Source organism: Flavonifractor sp. An91 (assembly GCF_002159225.1).
GTDB classification, from domain to species: Bacteria; Bacillota; Clostridia; order Oscillospirales; family Oscillospiraceae; genus Flavonifractor; species Flavonifractor avicola.
Window position 1 is genome coordinate 68,769 of the sequence record NZ_NFHA01000001.1, and the last position, 20,095, is coordinate 88,863.

Annotated in this window: 20 protein-coding genes and 1 tRNA gene; 15 read left to right on the forward strand and 6 right to left on the reverse strand. The window is 58.2% G+C overall.

Features of this window, described 5'->3' with window-relative positions:
- The first annotated feature begins 40 nt into the window (after positions 1 to 40).
- On the forward strand, positions 41 to 1,315 hold the full coding sequence (locus tag B5G42_RS00325; protein ID WP_087265609.1) for an adenylosuccinate synthase: 1,275 nt from the start codon (positions 41 to 43) through the stop codon (positions 1,313 to 1,315).
- A gap of 53 nt (positions 1,316 to 1,368) precedes the next feature.
- Here B5G42_RS00325 and B5G42_RS00330 read toward each other — a convergent pair whose 3' ends face one another.
- Positions 1,369 to 2,004, reverse strand: coding sequence for a TetR/AcrR family transcriptional regulator (locus tag B5G42_RS00330; protein ID WP_087265611.1), 636 nt, complete (start codon positions 2,002 to 2,004; stop codon positions 1,369 to 1,371).
- A 193-nt stretch (positions 2,005 to 2,197) separates the two neighbouring features.
- Between B5G42_RS00330 and B5G42_RS00335 the strand changes: the two genes are divergently transcribed.
- The 3 genes from B5G42_RS00335 (at position 2,198) to B5G42_RS00345 (ending at position 4,147) form a co-directional block, all read left to right on the forward strand.
- Positions 2,198 to 2,271 (forward strand) — tRNA-Gly (locus B5G42_RS00335).
- Positions 2,272 to 2,462: 191 nt separating this feature from the next.
- Positions 2,463 to 2,942: an RNA polymerase sigma factor gene (locus B5G42_RS00340; protein WP_162611020.1), complete on the forward strand. Its 480-nt coding sequence runs from the start codon at positions 2,463 to 2,465 to the stop codon at positions 2,940 to 2,942.
- Positions 2,942 to 4,147 (forward strand): hypothetical protein, encoded by a 1,206-nt coding sequence (locus B5G42_RS00345; protein ID WP_087265615.1) that lies wholly within the window; start codon positions 2,942 to 2,944, stop codon positions 4,145 to 4,147. The genes B5G42_RS00340 and B5G42_RS00345 overlap by 1 nt, the downstream gene beginning before the upstream one ends.
- An 83-nt stretch (positions 4,148 to 4,230) precedes the next feature.
- On the opposite strand, the gene B5G42_RS18040 is transcribed toward B5G42_RS00345, so the two are convergent.
- Entirely contained in the window at positions 4,231 to 4,374 is a 144-nt protein-coding gene (locus B5G42_RS18040) for a hypothetical protein (protein WP_158094701.1), read from the reverse strand.
- A 111-nt stretch (positions 4,375 to 4,485) separates the two neighbouring features.
- On the opposite strand from B5G42_RS18040, the gene B5G42_RS00350 reads away from it, so the two are divergent.
- Both B5G42_RS00350 and B5G42_RS00355 read left to right on the forward strand, forming a co-directional pair.
- Positions 4,486 to 5,370: a LysR family transcriptional regulator gene (locus tag B5G42_RS00350; RefSeq protein ID WP_087265617.1), complete on the forward strand. Its 885-nt coding sequence runs from the start codon at positions 4,486 to 4,488 to the stop codon at positions 5,368 to 5,370.
- 107 nt (positions 5,371 to 5,477) lie between these two features.
- Complete coding sequence (locus tag B5G42_RS00355) at positions 5,478 to 6,671, forward strand: coenzyme F420-0:L-glutamate ligase (RefSeq protein WP_087265619.1); 1,194 nt, start codon at positions 5,478 to 5,480, stop codon at positions 6,669 to 6,671.
- A gap of 45 nt (positions 6,672 to 6,716) precedes the next feature.
- On the opposite strand, the gene B5G42_RS00360 is transcribed toward B5G42_RS00355, so the two are convergent.
- From B5G42_RS00360 to B5G42_RS00370, 3 genes are all read right to left on the reverse strand, one after another.
- Positions 6,717 to 7,262: a GNAT family N-acetyltransferase gene (locus B5G42_RS00360; protein WP_087265622.1), complete on the reverse strand. Its 546-nt coding sequence runs from the start codon at positions 7,260 to 7,262 to the stop codon at positions 6,717 to 6,719.
- 2 nt (positions 7,263 to 7,264) lie between these two features.
- Entirely contained in the window at positions 7,265 to 7,819 is a 555-nt protein-coding gene (locus B5G42_RS00365; protein WP_087265624.1) for a phosphatase PAP2 family protein, read from the reverse strand.
- A 77-nt stretch (positions 7,820 to 7,896) separates the two neighbouring features.
- Positions 7,897 to 8,412: a DUF4330 domain-containing protein gene (locus tag B5G42_RS00370; protein WP_087265626.1), complete on the reverse strand. Its 516-nt coding sequence runs from the start codon at positions 8,410 to 8,412 to the stop codon at positions 7,897 to 7,899.
- A 122-nt stretch (positions 8,413 to 8,534) separates the two neighbouring features.
- Here B5G42_RS00370 and csaB point away from each other — a divergent pair, with 122 nt between their 5' ends.
- The 6 genes from csaB (at position 8,535) to rpoD (ending at position 16,958) form a co-directional block, all read left to right on the forward strand.
- Positions 8,535 to 10,766, forward strand: coding sequence for a polysaccharide pyruvyl transferase CsaB (gene csaB, locus B5G42_RS00375; protein ID WP_087265628.1), 2,232 nt, complete (start codon positions 8,535 to 8,537; stop codon positions 10,764 to 10,766).
- Entirely contained in the window at positions 10,763 to 11,839 is a 1,077-nt protein-coding gene (locus B5G42_RS00380) for a glycosyltransferase family protein (protein ID WP_242961077.1), read from the forward strand. Before csaB ends, B5G42_RS00380 begins: the two co-directional genes overlap by 4 nt.
- 65 nt (positions 11,840 to 11,904) lie before the next feature.
- A complete protein-coding gene (locus tag B5G42_RS00385; protein WP_087265630.1) occupies positions 11,905 to 12,600 on the forward strand; it encodes an HAD family hydrolase in 696 nt (231 codons plus the stop codon).
- 96 nt (positions 12,601 to 12,696) lie between these two features.
- Positions 12,697 to 13,701, forward strand: coding sequence for a deoxyguanosinetriphosphate triphosphohydrolase (locus tag B5G42_RS00390; protein ID WP_087265631.1), 1,005 nt, complete (start codon positions 12,697 to 12,699; stop codon positions 13,699 to 13,701).
- A gap of 127 nt (positions 13,702 to 13,828) precedes the next feature.
- A complete protein-coding gene (gene dnaG, locus B5G42_RS00395; protein ID WP_087265633.1) occupies positions 13,829 to 15,619 on the forward strand; it encodes a DNA primase in 1,791 nt (596 codons plus the stop codon).
- Positions 15,612 to 16,958, forward strand: coding sequence for an RNA polymerase sigma factor RpoD (gene rpoD / locus B5G42_RS00400; protein WP_242955465.1), 1,347 nt, complete (start codon positions 15,612 to 15,614; stop codon positions 16,956 to 16,958). Before dnaG ends, rpoD begins: the two co-directional genes overlap by 8 nt.
- A gap of 201 nt (positions 16,959 to 17,159) precedes the next feature.
- On the opposite strand, the gene B5G42_RS00405 is transcribed toward rpoD, so the two are convergent.
- Positions 17,160 to 17,840 (reverse strand): Crp/Fnr family transcriptional regulator, encoded by a 681-nt coding sequence (locus tag B5G42_RS00405; protein WP_087265635.1) that lies wholly within the window; start codon positions 17,838 to 17,840, stop codon positions 17,160 to 17,162.
- Between the two features lie 145 nt (positions 17,841 to 17,985).
- On the opposite strand from B5G42_RS00405, the gene B5G42_RS00410 reads away from it, so the two are divergent.
- The 3 genes from B5G42_RS00410 to pfkB all read left to right on the forward strand — a co-directional run bounded on the left by B5G42_RS00410 (position 17,986) and on the right by pfkB (position 20,081).
- Entirely contained in the window at positions 17,986 to 18,168 is a 183-nt protein-coding gene (locus B5G42_RS00410; protein ID WP_087189435.1) for a hypothetical protein, read from the forward strand.
- Between the two features lie 264 nt (positions 18,169 to 18,432).
- Positions 18,433 to 19,182, forward strand: coding sequence for a DeoR/GlpR family DNA-binding transcription regulator (locus B5G42_RS00415; protein ID WP_087189434.1), 750 nt, complete (start codon positions 18,433 to 18,435; stop codon positions 19,180 to 19,182).
- Positions 19,179 to 20,081 (forward strand): 1-phosphofructokinase, encoded by a 903-nt coding sequence (pfkB, locus tag B5G42_RS00420; protein WP_087265637.1) that lies wholly within the window; start codon positions 19,179 to 19,181, stop codon positions 20,079 to 20,081. Before B5G42_RS00415 ends, pfkB begins: the two co-directional genes overlap by 4 nt.
- The last annotated feature ends 14 nt before the right edge of the window (positions 20,082 to 20,095 follow it).

Below are 20,095 nucleotides of genomic sequence, written 5' to 3' on the forward strand. Positions count from 1 at the left end.
AAGGCCAATGCGCGAATCCCCGCGGCAGGAGGAATCCAATATGGTGAAAGCAATTGTAGGCGCCAACTGGGGCGACGAAGGCAAGGGCAAGATCACCGATCTGCTGGCGGAGAAGTCCGATGTAGTCATCCGCTTCCAGGGAGGCGCCAACGCAGGCCATACCATTATCTGCGATTATGGTAAATTCGCTCTGCATCAGCTGCCTTCCGGCGTATTCTACTCCCACACCACCAACATCATCGGCAATGGTGTGGCCCTGGATGTAACGAAATTTGCTGCTGAGCTCAAGCATCTGGAGGACGGCGGCGTACCTGCCCCCCACATTATCGTGGATCAGCGGACTCAGTTGCTGATGAGCTACCATGTGCTGCTGGACAGCTGCGAGGAGGAACGCCTGGCCGGCGCCGCCTTCGGCTCCACCAAGTCCGGTATCGCTCCTTTCTATTCCGACAAGTATGCCAAAATCGGTATTCAGGTGGCCGATCTGTGGTATGAGGACCGGCTCAAGGCTCAGCTGGAACATATCTGTGCCCTGAAAAACGTTCTTCTGGAGCATCTGTATCATAAGCCTCTTCTGGACCCCAGGGATCTGTTTGAGGAACTGATGGGCTATAAGAAGATCCTGGAGCCTTACGTGGGCGACGCGGTCAGCTTTGTGCACCAGGCCCTGAAGGAGGGCAAGCAGGTGCTGCTGGAGGGTCAGCTGGGCTCCATGAAGGATCCCAACCTGGGCATCTGCCCCATGACCACCTCCTCCCACACGCTGGCCGGCTTCGGTACTGTGGGCGGCGGAGTACCTCCCACGGCATTTTCCGACATCGTGACTGTAACCAAGGCCTATTCTTCCGCCGTGGGCGCCGGCGCTTTCGTCAGCGAACTCTTCGGGGATGAGGCCGAGGAGCTGCGCCGCCGGGGCGGTGACGCCGGCGAGTACGGCGCTACCACCGGTCGTCCCCGCCGGGTGGGCTGGTTTGACGCCGTGGCTACCCGGTACGGCTGCATGGTGCAGGGTACCACTCAGGTGGCTCTCACCGCCATTGACTGTCTGGGCTATCTGGATGAGATCAAGGTATGTACTGGCTACGAGATCAACGGTAAAGTGACCCGGGACTTCCCGGTACCCGCCCTGCTGGATCAGGCCAAGCCGGTCTATACCACTCTGCCCGGCTGGAAGTGCGATATCCGGGGCGTTACCGACTTTGATGCCCTGCCCCAGCAGGCCAAGGATTATGTGACCTTCCTGGAGAAGGAGATCGAGTGTCCCATCACCATCGTCTCCACCGGCCCCAAGCGCCACGAGATCTGCTATCGATAAAAACAGAGAACCCGGTCCGGAAATCCGGACCGGGTTCATACTGTATACAGTACTTACATATTCGCTTTGGTCAGGGAGGCCAGCAGCAGCCGGGCACCGTGCTGGAGATACTCCTCCCGGGTCAGGCCCAAGGTGCGCTGGATGTAATTCTCCCTCTGCTCAGCGGTATGTACCATACCGGAGAGAGCAGACCAGAACAGGAGAACGGTCTCCATGGGAGGCAGCTGAGAACGCACCGCGCCGTCCGCTGCACCCCGTACCAGGAAATCAGCCAGTTCCTGTTCAATCTCATCGCTGACCCGCAGGATATCGGACAACCCCTTCTGGAGGGTGTCGCCATCCTGAGACAGGGGGATAGAACCAGTGGCGGCATCGTAGGCAGTGGGATTTTCATCATAGAAACGCACGATCGCCTGGCACACCGCGTCATAGGCCTGGAACCAATCACTGTGGCTCTCAATGGCCTCATGCAGCTTCTTCTTCAGCAGCACCATCCCACTGAGGAGGATTGCGTTGATGATCTCCTCCTTGCTCTGAAAATAGACATACAAAGTCGCCTTGCTGTACTCGGCCTCTCGGGCAATGTCATCCATGGTGGTCTTTTCGGTGCCCTTTTCCGCAAACAGCCGCTCGGCAGCGGCCAGGATGGAGCCCCGATGGAATTCAGTCAATGCCTGTTTTTTGCTCATCGTACTTCCAACCTTTCCATACCCTTTCAGTTATTATACCTTTGGTTTAAGAAATGATATCACGGATTGGAATAGATTGCAAGGTTTTTTGTGATTTTTCAGCGCTCATAGCGAAAGAATGAGAACGCTGTCACAAAAAAATTCTTGCCAAATATAAGGGCATATGCTATAATGCCTAAGTCAATAAGCCCATGCAGGTATAGTTCAGTGGCAGAACGTCAGCTTCCCAAGCTGAATATGAGGGTTCGATTCCCTTTACCTGCTCCAGAAAAGAGACACGACATACGTCGTGTCTCTTTTTGTTTTTACCCCCCGAGGTTCGCAGATGAAACCAGAAGCAGTATCCGTGTGATATTATAAGTGAAAGCTGCTTTCGCATAAGTTGGGGGCCATATATGAGAGAATCAATGATCTTACAGAACATAAAAGCCGGCGACCCATCCGGTCTAAAGGCACTGATGGAGCGCTATGTGCCGTATATTTCCGTTATCGTATGGAACATTCTTCGGGATGCCATGTCTCCCCAGGACGCAGAGGAAGTGGTCTCCGATGTGTTCCTTGCCGCATGGGAACAGGCCGCCGATCTGAAGGCCGGTCATGTCAAGGGCTGGCTGGGCACGGTCGCCAGAAACAAAGCGAAAAACAAACTCCGCCAGATGGGCCGCACCATATCCCTGGAAGAAAACAGTGTGGATATTCCAGCCCCAAATGACCTTTCAGAGGCCATGGAGCAGGACGAGGAGCGGCGTCTGGTCCGCCAAGCAGTGGACGCTTTGCCCCCAGAGGACAAGGAAATCTTTCTCCGGCATTACTATTACGCCCAATCGATCAAAGAGATCTCAGATCACATGGCCCTGAACGAATCCACCATAAAAACCAAGCTGAGGCGCGGTCGCATGAAACTCAAGGAAGCTTTGACGAAAGGGGGAGCAGGCTGATGAAACGGGAGATCTTTGATTTGCTGGACCACTATCAGGAGGACAGCATTCTCTTAACTGATACCACCCCCCTCTCCCCTGCCAGGATTGAGGAGTTGACGATGAAACGATTCAAACAGAACCATAAAACAGGAAGAACCCGCCGCCTGACCCGGGGCTTGCTGGTGGCAGCAATTATTGCGTCTCTCTGCTGCCTCACCGCCTTTGCGGTGGTGCTTACGCTGCGGGACGCAGCACGGGCAGATATGGGCATATCCAAGGAGGACCCCATCGAAGAATGGACAGAATATGATGCTCCCACTCAGACTGTCACCCAGTCGGAGCCCCAGGCCACTCTGGTAGCAACCATGTGCAGCGGGAACCAACTGTATGCCTACATTGCGGCTTCTCCGGTATCCCAGGAGGCAGGTGTGGTTCTTGCGGACAACTCGCCGGAATATGAATGGGGGCCCCGGGGCGGTTTCGAGGGATGCAGCACCCTTAATCTGGAGCAGGCCAGCTACGACCCAGATACGCAAACCTCTCTTGTCAAGGTATCCATGACTTTAGAAGATCCTGAGCTGAAACAGGTAGAAGTGAGCATGAACCTCAATCATAACTTTAAGCCCATCGCTGCTTACGGCCCGGTGATCATACCGGTGACCGAGAGCCAGACCCTCAGCTGCCCGGCAGACATTACAGTGGTCAATACCACCCGGCAGATGGAGGAAGCCTGGGGTCTGCGGCCCGACCAGCCGGAATTTTCCGAATATACCCAGGAGGGCACCATCTATCAAATCTCCATCTGCGCAGGTTATATTGAACTGGAGATGCAGACCCCCACTCTGGAGGAGTGGACAGCCGTCTCCGGTGCGGAGGTACTTCTGGATCTGGAGAAGCTTTCCGACATAGAGCTGCCCCCGCAGCTGGAGGGTTATCTGGTCAGGGACACATACGGCGGCAGCTGGCTGGTCAGCGTAAAGGAAATTTTGGCAGATGCACGGCTGAACTACCGGGACGGCACTTCGGAGCTGATTACTCAGATTCCCAGCGCCTATGCCGGAACCTGGGGATCTGGCGAGAGTCCCTACCCCGGGTCTAGTCGGGACGGCATCCATGTCTTCCGCTTTACCCCTGCCCAGGCCTTTGACCTGAGCCAGGTGGAATCCATTACCATCGGCAGCACAACCTATCCCTTCCCTCAGGCAGCAGACTTGGGGGCATAATATAAAAAACCGCCCGGAGGGCCTGCCATTCGGCAGACCCTCCGGGCTTCTATCGGTTCTCCCCAACCGGAGCAAAGATCAAATTATACGCTGCGGACGCAGTCCCGAAGCGCTTTCCAGGGGCTTCCCTTCCAATAGGTGCGCATGACGTTGACCGACATACCCTTTCCCATCAGCTCATAGCCGTTGTTCTTCCGATTCATTACCATTGCGTTGTTCTTCTTCATGGAAATCGCTCCTTTCTGTCGTTCGCTCTTGCCTTCCTTCTGGTTATAGTATACAATAGAGTTTACTATGATGCAAACGAATCTTTTTCATGAAATTCATGATGAAACGGAATGATTGATATGAGCCTGATCAAGTATCAGATCCTGCTGAAAACAGTAGAACTGGGTGGAATCACCAAGGCAGCTGAGGCGTTGGGCTACACCCAATCGGCGGCCAGTCGGATGATCGCCGCGCTGGAACAGGAATGGGACATGGAGCTGCTGGTCCGGGGACGGGGCGGCGTGCATCTAAGTGCAGCCGGTGAGTCACTGCTTCCATATCTGCGAGCTGTGTGCAACGCCCAGAAGGAGTTGGAGGAGCAGGCTGCCCATCTCCACGGTTTGACCCGTGGCACCCTGCGGGTGGGCACCTTCGCCAGCGTATCCATCCACTGGCTGCCTCCTATTATGAAGCTCTTTCTCCAGCGCTATCCCGGCATCCATTTTGAATTACTGAGCAAGTGGGAGTTTGCAGAGGTGGAGGACCTGATCCGCCAGGGGCAGGCAGACTGTGGTTTTCTGGGACTGCCCGCCGGAGACGATCTGGAGGTCTTTCCCCTGCGCCGTGATCAGTTTATGGCGGTGCTCCCACCGGACCACCCTCTGGCACACGCCCCCTTCTATCCCATAGAACGGTTGGCCCAGGACCCTTTCATCTGGATTCCTGAGGAGCGGGATGTGGAGATCGGAGAGATCTTCCAGGAGGAGGGCATCCATCCCAACCTGCGCTACACCGTCAACGACGACTTTGCCATCCTGGCCATGGTGGAGCAGGGGCTGGGTGTCAGTATCCGACCAGAACTGGTTCTGCAGGGTACCGGCCGCAATTTCGCCGCCATCCCTCTGGAACATCCCCGCTATCGGGACATCACCCTGGCCGTTCGCCGGGGCAAGCCGCTTTCCCCTCTGACCGCCCGTTTTCTTGACGTGGTCCGGCAGTGGGTATCCGTCGAATAAAGTTCGTTTGCAAAGAAAAAACCTTTTACAAGCAGAAAAAAATATAGTATAATTTCAATGTTACGGGAATACCGCAGCGAATCCAACTATAGTAGGAGTGTTGTTCTATGAGCCGGATGGTCGGCACCGTATCCATGGGTATCCGCGCCCCCATTATCCGCAGCGGAGATGACCTGGCCGAGATCGTCACCGGGTCTGTCCTGGAGGCGGTCAACGATGGCGCGTTCTCCGTACGCGACCGCGACGTAGTCGCCATGACTGAGGCCATTGTGGCCCGCGCCCAGGGTAACTATGCCTCGGTGGACGATATTGCCGCCGATGTAAAGGCAAAGCTGGGCGGAGAGACCATTGGCGTGATCTTCCCCATCCTCAGCCGCAACCGTTTTGCTATTTGCCTGCGCGGCATCGCCAAGGGCGCCAAGAAGGTGGTCCTGATGCTGTCCTATCCCTCCGACGAGGTGGGCAATCACCTCATTGATGAGGACGTGATGGACGAAAAGGGTGTGGACCCCTACAAGGATGTGCTCTCTCTGGAGCGCTACCGCGAGCTGTTCGGCTACACCACCCACCCCTTTACCGGCGTGGACTATGTGGACTATTATTCCAATCTGATCCGTGAGTCTGGCGCTGAGGTGGAGGTCATCTTCGCCAACGATCCCCGGGCTATTCTGGCCTACACCAAGAACGTGCTGGCCTGCGACATCCACACCCGCGCCCGCACCAAGCGCCGCCTGGTTGCCGCCGGCGCCGAGAAGGTGTTCTGCCTGGATGAGATCATGACCGCTCCCATCAACGGCAGCGGCTACAATGAAAACTATGGCCTGCTGGGCTCCAACAAGTCCACCGAGGACAAGGTGAAGCTCTTCCCCCGTCCCTGCCAGGATCTGGTGGAGGAAATCCAGGCCCGGCTTCTGAAGGCTACCGGCAAGCACGTTGAAGTCATGGTCTACGGCGACGGCGCCTTCAAAGACCCCGTGGGCAAGATCTGGGAGCTGGCCGACCCGGTGGTCTCCCCCGCTTACACCGCCGGTCTGGAAGGCACCCCCAACGAGCTGAAGTTGAAGTACCTGGCTGACAATGACTTTGCCGCTCTGTCCGGCGAGGCTCTGCGCGAGGCCATTAAGGGCGAGATCAAGAAGAAGGACGGCTCCCTGGTGGGTAAGATGGCTGCTCAGGGCACCACCCCCCGCCGCCTGACCGATCTGATCGGCTCTCTGTGCGATCTGACCTCCGGCTCCGGCGACAAGGGCACCCCCATTGTCTACATCCAGGGCTATTTCGACAACTACACCACCGAATAAGCACATATAAAATGGACGCCGGTCCCATAGGGACTGGCGTCCATTTTATAATACCTTGCTCATCAAAATGGCGGCCTGACTGTCTCCCTCTGTACGGTAGGCATCGGGCAGCAGGCCAAAACGCTCAAACCCACAGTTCTCATAGAGGGCCACCGCCCGGACATTGTCTTCCATCACTGACAGCTCCATGCGGGCATAGCCCATATGCCTGGCTTCCCGGCACAGTCCATCCATCAGCATCCGGCCCAGGCCCTGCCCCCACCAGCGGCAGCGGACAGATAATCCCAATTCAGCCCGGTGACCGCATTTTCGGTTGGCTGCCGCAGGGCCCACGCCCCCCAGCCCAATCAACCTGCCCTCCACAAATCCGGCCAACATCAGTCTGCCCGGACTGGCCAGCTGCCGCTTGAGAAAGGCCTGCTCCTCCCGCAGGGTATTGCTGATCTCCTCCGGCAGAAAGGCAGTAAAAGGGCTCTCTGCTGCCACCCGGCGCAGATGGCGCAGCACCGCTTCCCCGTCCTCCGGGCGGGGACTGCGAAGCAGACACCGGCTTCCATTCCGCAGAGTGGTCTGCATTTCTTCCGCCCGCATGGTTATGCCTCCCAGCCCCGCCAGGCGGCCAGCCGCTTCCAGATGAGCCAGGCCAGCCAGCCGCACAGCAGGCCAACCGCCATACCGGCCAACACGTCTGTAGGGAAGTGAACTCCCACATAGAGCCGGGAGAAGCCCATCAGAGCCGCCATTACCACGGCGACGATCTTCATCCACCGCCGGGGCAGGGTACGGCACCAGGCAGAGGCCGCCGCAAAGGCGGCGCAGGTATGGCCCGAAGGAAAGGAATTGGGGTCGTTCTCTGCCACCAGCGGAATCAGCCCTTCTACCATCAGCCAGGGCCGGGTACGGCCCACCAGATGCTTGAGCACCACATTGGTACACAGCAGGCCCAGCAACATGGCTATCAAACTGACAAAACCCGCTTTGCGGGTCCTGGGAATACAGAGCAGCACCACAGAAAGCACAATCCACAGGATGCCAGCATCACCCATCTGGGTATAAATGATCATGATCGGGTCCAGCACAGCACAGCGCAGGAAGTTCTGGATCCAGAGCAGAATACCGCCGTCTATCTGCAGCAGACATTGGGGCATAATAAGTTCCTCCTATTGGAAAAAGGACGGCGGTACCATGACCGCCGCCCTCTCTATTTTGATCGATCTCAGCCGGTTTACTCGGCGTTCTCGCTCCAGGTGCAGTCCAGGACCACGCCATTCAGCTCAAACTTATCGGTTTTGAGGATGTGGTTCTTACCCACACGCACCTCCTGGGTGCCAATCTCAGTGGTAATGGGGTTGGCCACATTGCACTCAACCGTGAAGGTCAGATCCAGCAGGCCCTTGTCATTTGTAAAGGCCACTGTGTCGCCAGACGTGCTCACCGTCACATCTCCGCCGTGGGGCTTAGCCTCCACAGCGGTGACCTGGCCGTCCAGCAGCTCGCCAGAGGCCATCAGGGTGGAGGGGATATAATTCTCCTTGATGCTCTCATAAACCGCCGGCTGGACGCTCTCTACCAGCACGGTATACTCCACATGGGTGGTGGTGGAACCTCCGCCTACAACACCACTGCTGCCCGGCTTGAGGAACTTCATACCCAAAACCACTGCCGCAATAATAACCACCAGGATCACCAGCAGATCCACGATGTTGATTTTACCAAACAGTCTTCCCTTTTCGTCTATCATCTTTTTGCAGCCTCCGAGGTTGTAAATTCATGTCGCACTTGGTACAATGGTACCGGGTTATTGTATCATAGATCCCCACCGAGACACAAGTACTTTCTTTTTTCTTTGGAGGTTTTGATTCCATGAAGGTCATGCACCTCATCTCCGGCGGCGACAGCGGCGGCGCCAAGACCCACGTTCATTCCCTGCTAAAAAATCTTGCCCATACCATCGATGTTACCATGGTATGTTTTATGGAAGGTCCATTTGCTCAGGAGGCCCGGGAACTTGGCATTCCCACTGTGGTCCTGCCTGGACACAATCTGCTGAAAACCCGCAACACCCTGAAAAAGATGATCGTGGAGGGGGGCTATCAGATCCTTCACTGTCACGGCGCCCGGGGCAATTTGATGGGCGCTCTGCTGCGGAAGGCCACCGGTCTGCCCGTGGTTACCACTGTCCACTCCGATTATCGACTGGACTACCTGGGCCGCCCCTTCTCCCGCATCACTTACGGCACCATCAACACCATCGCTCTGCGGAAGCTGGACTACCGCATCGGCGTGTCCGATGCCATGACCGATCTGCTCATCTCCCGCTGCTTTGATCCGGACAAGCTGTTCACCATCTACAACGGCATCGATTTTGCCCCCCGTACCCCCGCCCTCTCCCGGGAGGAATACTGGAAGAGCGTGGGGCTGGACGCCGGCCAGGACTCCGTTGTGGTGGGCATTGCCGCCCGCCTCAACCCAGTCAAGGATATTGCTACTCTGATCCGCGGCTTTGCTCTGGCCTATAAAGTCTGCCCTCATCTGCGGCTGCTTATCGCCGGTGATGGCGAGCAGATGGGAATGCTGAAGGACTTGGCCAACCAGTTGGGAGTAGCCAAGCAGGTCTGCTTTGCCGGTTGGGTGTCCGACACCGACAGCTTCTACAATGCTCTGGACATCAATACCCTCACCTCTCTCTCCGAGACCTTCCCCTACTCCCTCACCGAAGGCGCCCGGGCGGGCCTGCCCACAGTGGCCAGCCGGGTAGGCGGCGTGCCTTACCTGATCGAGCATGGTATCCACGGTTTCCTCTTTGAGGCAGGGGACGCGGAGGGACTCTCCCGCCACCTCATTGCGCTGGCTCAGGACCCGGAGCTGCGCCAGCATATGGGCCAGCGGCTCTATCAGAGGGCCAAGGAGGACTACTCTCTGGAGAGTACCCTCCAGCGGCAGCTCTCCATTTATGACACCATTCTCCGCCGCCAGGCCCGCAAGACCGGCCGGCGGGATGGCGCTCTGGTATGCGGAGCCTATGGCCGGGGCAACGCCGGCGACGATGCCATTCTGGAGGCCATTGTCACCGAGCTGCGCCAGGTGGACCCTGACCTTCCCATCTGGGTGCTCTCCCGCAGCCCGGAAGATACCCGGCGCACCTATCGTGTCAACTCCATCTACACCTTTGCCTTCCCCAAGTTCCTGTGGCGGATGCGAAAAACCAAGCTGTATATCAACGGCGGCGGTTCCCTGATGCAGGACGTAACCAGCCATCGTTCCCTGTGGTTCTATCTCTTCACCATCTCCTGGGCCAAGCGGCTGGGCAATCAGGTTATGATGTACGGCTGCGGCATCGGTCCCATCCACTCCCCCTCCAATCGGAAACGGGCCTCCAAGGTGCTCCAGAAGAGCGTGGACGCCATCACCCTGCGGGATACTCACTCCCGTGAGGAGCTGACCGACATGAAGGTCACCCACCCGGAAATCATTCTCTCCGCCGACCCCACGGTCATTCTGCCCGCCGCTCCCGCGCCCGTGGTGGACGGCATTCTGGAGAGCCAGGGCATCGATCCCAACGGCAAATATATCGGCTTTGCCCTGCGGCCCTGGCCGGGCTTTGAGGCCAAGGCCCCCGTTTTTGCCGCCGCCGCCGACTACGCCTATGAGAAATACGGCCTGACCCCCGTCTTTCTGCCCATTGAGCGGCGTCTGGATGTGGATGCCGCCAAGTTGGCTGCTAAGTATATGAAGGCCCCCCACCATATTCTTACCCATACCGGCAGTTCCGACCACACTATCGGTCTGTTTGCACGGATGCAGGCGGTTATCTCTATGCGGCTGCACGCCCTCGTCTTTTCCGCCGGCCAGGGTGTGCCTCTGGTGGGCGTGGTATACGACCAGAAAATCAGCTCTTTCCTCTCCTATATCGGCCAGGATCTGTACACCGACCTGGATAAGGTGACGGCGGAATCCCTGTGCGGCTACATCGACGCAGTCTATGCCCGAATCGGAGACACCGAATTCCTGTCCGGCGGCGTGGAGCGGCTGCGCCAGGTAGAGGAACGCAACCAGGAGACTGCCCGCCGGCTTTTGGAGGGTGTGTCCCGTTGAAACAGATCCTGTGCCTCTCCTCCCAACCCTGGAGCACCATCCCCACCCGCACCCAGCAGCTGATGACCCGGTTGAAGGATGCCAAGATTCTCTTTCTGGAGCCGCCTTCCCGGAACTACCGCAAGCCCGGCCGCAAAGTACGCCCCGGCCTGACCGTATACGCTCTCCCGCCTGCTCCCGAGGCCTCCGAGGATCAGCGGCTGCTCCGGTTTGTCCGGGACCGCAAGCTGACCCGCCATATTCTTAAGCTGATGGATATGCATCGCTTTCGGGAGCCCCTGCTCTGGTGCACTTCCCCGGAGCAGGTCCATCTGCTGGACGCCATCCCCCATCAGGGGCTGGTATATGACTGCGCCCAGGACTGGCTGGACACTCCACCCGAGTGGGAGAGCGACCTGGCCTTGGCTGCCGACGTGATCTTTGCCGCCTCCGAGGGGCTGGTGGACCACCTCTCCCCCTGCAGCGACAACATTGCCCTGCTTCCCAATGGGGTAAGCTATCCCATGTTCTCCCGGCCAGACAATGAGTGCCCCGCTCCCCTGGCCGACCTCACCGGTCCCATTCTGGGCTTTGTGGGCACCATTTGGGAGGATCTTGACCTGACACCGGCCATCCAGGCCGCCCGGGCTCTGCCCCGGTGCACTTTTGTCTTTGTAGGGCAGGTAGAGCCCTACAATCCCCAGCTGCGCACCCTGGAGGCCCTGCCCAACGTCCGTCTGCTGGGCCGCCAGCTGCCGGTGGATATTCCAGACTATCTGTCCCGATTCGACGTGTGCCTCCATCTGTTGCGGCAGTCTGACTACGGCGCCGACATCGTACCCAGCCGGGTCTATGAATATCTCACTTCCGGCAAGCCCATTGTGGCTATGTTCTACCCCGACCATGTGGAGCATTTCCCTGACGTAATCTACGCCGCCCACAGCCCCGGCGAGTTTGTGCGGCTGTGCATCCGTGCTCTGGAAGAACCGGATGGTTGGCCTGCCGTCCGCCGGCGGGAACATGGGGCTGCCGCCGCCTGGTCCAACCGTGCCATGCAGGTTACCCAGATTCTCTCTGCCAACGGACTCTACTGACCCACAATGCGGGCGGTCCCACGGACCGCCCGCATTTCCTGCCATTGCTGATAAGGAGGCTTGTTATGATTCCCTATTCCACCGTGATTTTCGATCTGGACGGCACCCTGCTGGATACCCTTCAGGATCTGGCCGACAGTACCAACTATGCTCTGGCCCTCCACAAACTGCCCGCCCGCTCTTTGGATGAGGTACGCCGCTTTGTGGGCAACGGCGTAGGCCTGCTCATTCACCGTGCCGTGCCCGAGGGAACCCCTGAAGAACTGGAGGCCCGGTGTCTGGCTGATTTCCGGGCCCACTACCTGCTGAACATGGAGAACCGCACCGCTCCCTACGCCGGTGTGCTGGAGCTGCTGGACGGTCTGAATCAGGCCGGGATCAAACTGGCAGTGGTATCCAACAAATTTGACGGCGCTGTCAAAGGCCTGTGTCAGACCTACTTTGGCGATCGGGTAAAGGTGGCCATTGGTGAATCCCAGGGAGTTGCCCGCAAGCCTGCTCCCGACACGGTGCTCCGCGCATTGAAGGAACTGGGCGCTCAGCCTGAAGAGGCCGTTTATGTAGGCGACTCCGAGGTGGATATCCAGACCGCCCGCAATTCCGGTCTGCCCTGTCTGTCGGTGAGCTGGGGCTTCCGTGACGCGCAATTTCTGACCGAACAGGGTGCACAGCAGATCATCTCTACCCCCGCCGAGCTTCTGGCCCTGCTTACCGGCGAGCAAAATGACGAATCCAGCCGCCCTCATCAGGGGGATTTGTGAGCACAATAGAAAATTTACAAAAAAAGAAGGGTTTTATCCAGGCCGCGGCGTATAAAGAGTAAAGGTTGAAATTTGCTGAGAGGCTGGTGAGCGCCCATGGTACTGCGTGAACAGACCGAAGCCGCCGAAGCGGCCCTGCTCTCCCCCTATGCCTGCCTGTCCGCCCGCTCCCGGGGACGTCTGGTACCTCTGGAGCCATGCCCCACCCGAACCTGCTTTCAGCGGGATATCGACCGGATTGTCCACTCCAAGGCCTTCCGGCGGCTCAAGCACAAGACTCAGGTCTTTCTGGAGCCGGAGGGGGACCACTACCGCACCCGCATGACCCACACCATCGAGGTCAGCCGCATTGCCCGCACCATCGCCCGGGGCTTACGCCTCAATGAGGATCTGGCAGAAGCGGCCGCCTACGGCCACGATCTGGGCCACACCCCCTTCGGACACGCCGGAGAGCGGGTCCTCAATGAGATCATGCCCGGAGGCTTTGCCCATAACGAGCAGTCTCTTCGGGTAGTGGACCGTCTGGAACGGGACGGCGAGGGACTCAACCTGACCTACGAGGTGCGCCGGGGCATTCTCTGCCACACCGGCTCCGACCGGGCCGAGACCCTGGAGGGCCGTCTGCTGCGGCTGGCCGACAAGATCGCCTACATCAACCACGACATTGACGACGCCATGCGGGGCAAGATCATCTATCCCATGGACCTGCCCCTCTCGGTCTCCCAGGTACTGGGCTTCACCCACTCTGAGCGAATCAACACTCTGACGGTGGACATCATCACCCAGTCCGCCGGAAAGAATGACATTGTCCAGTCCCCCGCCTGCCGGGACGCTATGAATGAACTGCGGGAGTTCATGTTTGAATATGTCTACCGCAGCCCGGTAGCCAAGGGCGAGGAGGGAAAGGCCCAGGACATGATCCGCCGCCTGTTTGAGTACTATGTGAAGGACCCGGACAAGCTGCCTCCGGAATATCAGGACATCCGGGTGGAGGAGGGCGTAGAGCGCGCCGTATGCGACTATATCTCCGGCATGACCGATAAATATGCCGTGGATCAGTTCAGCGACGCTTTCATCCCGAAGTCCTGGAGCGTAAAGTGATTTATGCTTACACCATTAGAGTATAAATGCTTTTAAAGGCGTTTGTGCCGTAAGGGCATTTAACTTTACATATACCAGCGTATGAAATTGGCATTGATTGGAAAAAATAGTCGGAAGGAGGATGCCTGTGGCGATACCAGAACAATTCATTGACGATCTGGTGGCCCGCAGCGACATTGCCGACGTGGTCTCTTCCTATGTCCACCTCACGAAAAAGGGAAACAACCTGTGGGGCCTGTGCCCTTTCCACAACGAAAAGACCCCCTCCTTCTCCGTCTCTCCCGATAAGCAGATCTACCACTGCTTCGGCTGCGGCAAGGGTGGCGGCGTAATTTCCTTTGTCATGGAGATGGAGAATCTCCCCTTTTTGGACGCGGTAAAGCTGCTGGCCAAGCGGGCAGGTCTTGAGGTGCCGGAGGCCGGAGAAAACGAGGCCTATCGCAAAAAGCGGTCCCGACTGCTGGAGCTGTCCAAAGACGCAGCCCGTTTCTACCACGACTATCTCATTGGTCCCGGCGGCCAGCAGGTGCGGGACTATATCGCCCAACGGCAGATCTCTCCCCGTACCGCTACCCGGTTCGGTTTGGGGGCCGCGCCCGATCAGTGGGATGCCCTCACAAAGGCCATGACTGCCAAGGGCTACACCAAAATGGATCTGATTGACGCCGGTCTGGCAGTAGCCGGAAAGAACGGCGGCATCTATGACAAGTTCCGGTCCCGGCTTATGCTCCCGGTCATTGATGTGCGGGGCGAGGTGGTGGGCTTCACCAGCCGCCTGCTCCCCGGACTGGAGGGCGCCAAGTACCTGAACACTCCGGAGACGGTGCTCTTCAAAAAAGGCCGTCTCATTTACGCCCTCAACTTCGCCAAGAACACCAAGCGGCCCAACCTGATTCTGGTGGAGGGCAACATCGACGTGATCACCCTGCACCAGGCGGGCTTTGATAATGTGGTTGCCACCATGGGAACCGCCCTCACTGAGGAGCACGCCCGCATTTTGGCCCGGTACACCAAGGAGCTGGTGCTCTGCTACGACAATGATGCCGCCGGCAAGCAGTCCACCGACCGGGTGCTTAACATTTTGAAAAACGCCAACCTCACCGTCCGGGTACTTCAGCTGCCCAACGCTTTTGATGCCGAGGGCAAGCCCATCAAACAGGACCCGGATGATTTCGTTAAAAAGTTTGGCCCTGCCGCTTTTGAGAAGTGCCTCAATGGCAGCGCCGGACAAAACGACTACCGGCTGGACAGCCTGCAGGCAAAACATGACCTGTCAAGCGAAGAGGGCAGGCTGGCCTATCTAAAGGAAGCTGTGGCCACCATCGCCGCCCTTCAAAGCCCTATTGAGCGGGAAATCTACGGCAATAAAGCAGCAGCAGCAGCCGGCATTTCCGGAACCGCCATGGCCCAGGAGGTAGCCCGCTACCGAAAGGACCGGGCCTGGCGGGCCAGAAAAGTCCAGGCAAAAAAGGACCTGACCCCCGCCGTTCAGCTCCAGCCCAAATCCAGGCAGCTGCACTACGAGAATATCCGCTCCGCTCGTGCGGAGGAGGGTGTGATCCGCTTGCTGCTGCTGGACCCGGGCCTGCTGCCCGAGACAGATGGACTGGACCCGTCCCAGTTCTCCTCTCCCCTGCTGGCCAAGCTCTATGTGCTGCTCAAGCAGCGGCACAGCCAAGGGCTCAGCTTACAACTGGGCGCGCTGTCCGGATCGCTGGACCCAGAGGAGATGAGTCATATCACCGGGATTCTGGAACAACCGGAGACCCGTTCCAATCGCAGCCAAGCGCTGCGCGACTACTTAGAGATCATCGAAACAGAAGCCGCCAAGCGGGGCGGCGTCGGGCTTGACCCTTTGCTGGCAGCCCGGGATAAATTCAGAGAGAAAAAATCATATGGAGGACAACCGCATGAGTGAAAAGAAGACCACCGGTAAAAAAGAGCTCACCCTGACCCTGGAGGATCAGGCCAAGCTGGCCCGCGACAACGCGAAGAAGATGGAGCAGGGCAAGATCGAGGTCATGAAGGTGGTGGAAGGCGTCCAGGGCGCCGAAAAACTGGCGGAGCTGATCGAGCGCGGCAAGAAAAACGGCAAGCTCTCCTCCAGCGAACTGATGGACGTGCTGGAGAACCTGGATCTAGAAAGCGAGCAGATGGACAAGATCTACGATACCCTGGAGAACCTGGGCATCGACACGGTAGGCGACGACTATCTGCCCGAGCTGGCCGACGACACCATGCCTCCTCTGGAGGAGCTCAATGAAATCGAAGACCTGCCCGAAGAGGAGATCGTAGACCCCAACACTCTGGTGGACTCCTTCGGCATTGACGATCCGGTCCGTATGTATCTGAAGGAGATCGGCAAAGTCAACCTGCTCACCCCCGATGAGGAGGTACAGCTGGCCCAGGATATGGGCGCCGGTGACGCTGCCAAGGAGCAGCTGGAGGATATGGAGCGGGCCAAGGAGGCCGGCGAGGAGATCGCCCTGTCTGAGGACGACATCAAGGAGCTTCGCCGTCTGGTGAAGCGTGGCGAGGCGGCCAAGCAGCGCCTTGCCGAGGCCAACCTCCGTCTGGTGGTATCCATCGCCAAGCGGTATGTGGGCCGCGGTATGCTCTTCCTGGACCTGATCCAGGAGGGCAACCTGGGTCTCATCAAGGCCGTGGAGAAGTTTGACTACACCAAGGGCTACAAGTTCTCCACCTACGCCACCTGGTGGATCCGTCAGGCCATTACCCGGGCCATTGCCGATCAGGCCCGTACCATCCGTATCCCCGTCCATATGGTAGAGACCATCAACAAGGTCATCCGTGTCTCCCGTCAGCTTCTCCAGGAGCTGGGCCACGATCCCACCCCCGAGGAGATCTCCGAGGAGATGAATATGCCGGTGGACAAGGTAAGGGAGATCCTGAAGATTGCCCAGGAGCCTGTCTCTCTGGAGACCCCCATCGGCGAGGAGGAGGATTCCCACCTGGGCGACTTCATCCCCGACGAGGACGCCTCCGAGCCCTCTGAGGCTGCTTCCTTCACCCTGCTGAAGGAGCAGCTGGTCTCCGTGTTGGGTACCCTCACCGAGCGCGAGGAGAAGGTGCTCAAGCTGCGCTTCGGCATCGAGGACGGCCGCACCCGCACCCTGGAGGAAGTGGGCAAGGAGTTCAAGGTCACCCGTGAGCGTATCCGTCAGATCGAGGCCAAGGCCCTGCGTAAACTGCGTCATCCTTCCCGCTCCAAGAAGCTGAAGGATTTCCTGAACTAACAAACGAAAAGCGGGCCTGTTGCAAAATAGCTGTTTTGCACAAGCCTGTCATTGCGAGCCAGTGCGCACACTGGCGTGGCAATCCGTTTCCTCGGCAAAAGGGGCGGATTCCCACGAAAAACGGCCGCCCACCGGGCGGCCGTTTTTCTCGGAATGACGGGTCTTTGTACGAGCTGCGCATTTTGCAACAGGCCCGCTTTCTTATTTCTGAGACTCTGGCAGCCCCTTCAGACGGAATCGCCGGCGGTCGGCCTCCAGCACTCCTTCCTTTTGCAGCTGGCCGATGGTGCGGGATAGTGCGCTTCGATCCACACAGAGGTAGTCCGCCAGCGCCTGGCGGTCAAAGGGCACCACTACCGTGGTCCGACCGGTGCGGGCTGCCTCCTCCTCCAGGTAGGAGAGCAGCCGCTCCCGAATGGTTCGTCCTGAGAGGTGATCCAGTTTCCCCGTGAGAAACAGATTTTTCTCCGCCAGCACCCACAGCAGGTTGTGGATCAGTTTTCCGTGGGCTCCGCAGGCCGAGGCACAGGGGGTAGACAGCCGCCTACAATCCAGCAGCAGCACCGCTGTATCCGCTGTGGCGGTAACGGTGACCGGTAAACTCTCCGCCCCGGCACAGGCATAGGACTCGGCAAACAGCCGTCCTGGCCCCATCTCCCCCATCACGATCCGCTGCCCGTCAGGTCGGATGCGGCTCACCTGCACCTGACCGACCAGCACTACGCCCAAATGGGTAGCTGGATCTCCCGCTCGAAGCACCGCAGTCCCCCGCGGATACCGCCGCACACCGCCGCCCATACAATCCAGCAGAGCAAACAGCTCCTCCTCTTCCATTCCGCGAAACAGCGCCGTCCGGCGCAGCGCTCCCCCATATTCCCGCATGGATGCCCTCCATTGAAGTTCTCGGCTCCTCACCTGATTTCTCTGTTATCCTATCAGATGTCCCTTCGAAATACAAGGAACTCTTGCAATACCAGGCCAGAACTGGTAAGATGGAACTACTCCATAAGAAACGGTGGGTGAAACCATGATGGTCTATTTCTCCCTGGGCGCTCTGTTCATCATCCTGGGCCTGATTTTCCTTCTGATCCCCTTTGAAAAACTGCAAACCGTTTTTCGGCGGATGCGCTCCAGCATCACTACAAAAGTGGGTGGAGCTGTGCTCCTGGTAGCCGGAATCGTTACCATGATTATGGGTCTGCTCCAGTAATATCTATGCGCCGGTGTGTTTTCTCCACCGGCGCACCTTTTTTGATCGTTTTTGCTTGTTTCCTATCTTGAGTTTTCTTTTTTAGCTGGATTTTACCAGAGGACGCCCCCGATCAATTCGTCAGACTGTCTAAAAAGCAGTCTGATTTTTTGTGTGTAAACTTGATTGATTATGATTGACTATGATTGTTATCAGTGCTATATTGAAGTCACAAGATAGAACAGTCATTTTCAATCAAACTAGAGCGTAGAGGAGGGATTCTCAATGTTGGCAGAGCAGCGTTTTGAAACCATCCTACAGGAACTGACCAACAGCAGGGCTGCCAGCGTAACGCGTCTGTGCGAGCTCACCGGCGCATCAGAGGCCACCATCCGGCGGGATCTTACCATTCTGGCCCGCCAGGGCAGACTAAACAAGGTACACGGCGGAGCGGTTCTGACCAGCAGCACCTTTCAGGGGGAAGAACCGGACGTAACCACCAAGTCCCTGCTCCACCGGGATGAAAAAGATCTCATCGCCCATTATGCCGCCGAGCTTATCAACAATGACGACGTGGTCTACCTGGACGCAGGTACCACCACGGTACGGATGCTGGAGTATTTAAAGGGCTCCCGCGCCACCTTTGTCACCAACGGTATTGCCTGCGCCCAACGGCTGATGGAACTGGGGCTGCGCGGCTATGTGCTGGGCGGCTATCTTAAGCCGGGCACCTGGGCTGTGGTGGGCACCGGCGCGTTGGAGGAGCTTGGTAAGTACAACTTTACCAAGGCCTTCCTGGGCATTAACGGCATTACCATCCGTCAAGGCTTCACCACCCCCGACCCGGAAGAGGCCGCCATCAAGACCAAAGCCGCCGAGCAGTCCTACCTCACCTTTGTACTGGCCGACAGCAGCAAATTTGAGTTGGTATCCACTGTGACTGTACTTCCTCTGGAAAAGGCCACTATCATTACCGAGCATCTGCCCGACCCCAGCTATCTGGAACACACGGTGATCAAGGAGGTATCCGCATGATCTATACAGTAACCTTTAATCCCGCTCTGGACTATGTGGTTTGGATGGACGCTTTGCGTCCGGGCCAGATCAACCGCACCCAGAGCGAGGAGATCCAGTATGGCGGCAAGGGCATCAACGTGTCCACTGTTTTGTCCGCCCTGGGTGTGGAAAACATAGCACTTGGTTTCCTGGCCGGCTTCACCGGCCGGGCCCTGGAGGAGGGTCTCCGGAGCCAGGGCATCCGCACCGACTTCATCTGGCTTCCCGATGGGCTGACCCGCATCAATGTCAAGGTCAAGGGAGGCGACGAGACTGAGATCAACGGCCAGGGTCCTACCATCGGGCCGGTGGCTCTGCGGTCTCTGCAAGATAAGCTGGACCGGCTGGAGGCCGGGGACATCCTGGTGATCTCCGGTTCCGTGCCTGCCGCCCTGTCTCACGACGTGTACGAGCAGATTCTGGCCCGGCTGGAAGATCGGGGGATTCAGTTTGTGGTGGACAGCACCCGGGATCTGCTGTGCAGCGCACTCCCCTATCACCCCTTCCTCATCAAACCCAACAATCTCGAGCTGGGTGAGATTTTCGGGAAGACTCCTGTCACCGATACCGAGATCCGGCACTGCGCCGCCCAGCTGCAGGCCAAGGGTGCCCGCAACGTACTGGTCTCCATGGCAGGAGACGGCTCCCTGCTGGTGGACGAGCGGGGAAACTGCCACCGTCTGGGCGTACCTAAGGGTACGGTTCGCAACTCGGTGGGGGCCGGTGACTCCATGGTAGCTGGCTTCCTGGCCGGCTGGCTGGAAACCGGCGACTACGCCTATGCCCAGCGTCTGGGCGCTGCTGCCGGTTCCGCCACTGCCTTTGCCGACGGACTGGCCACCAAAGAACAAATCATGGCACTGATCCATACCTTCTAAATCAGAAAGGAGCT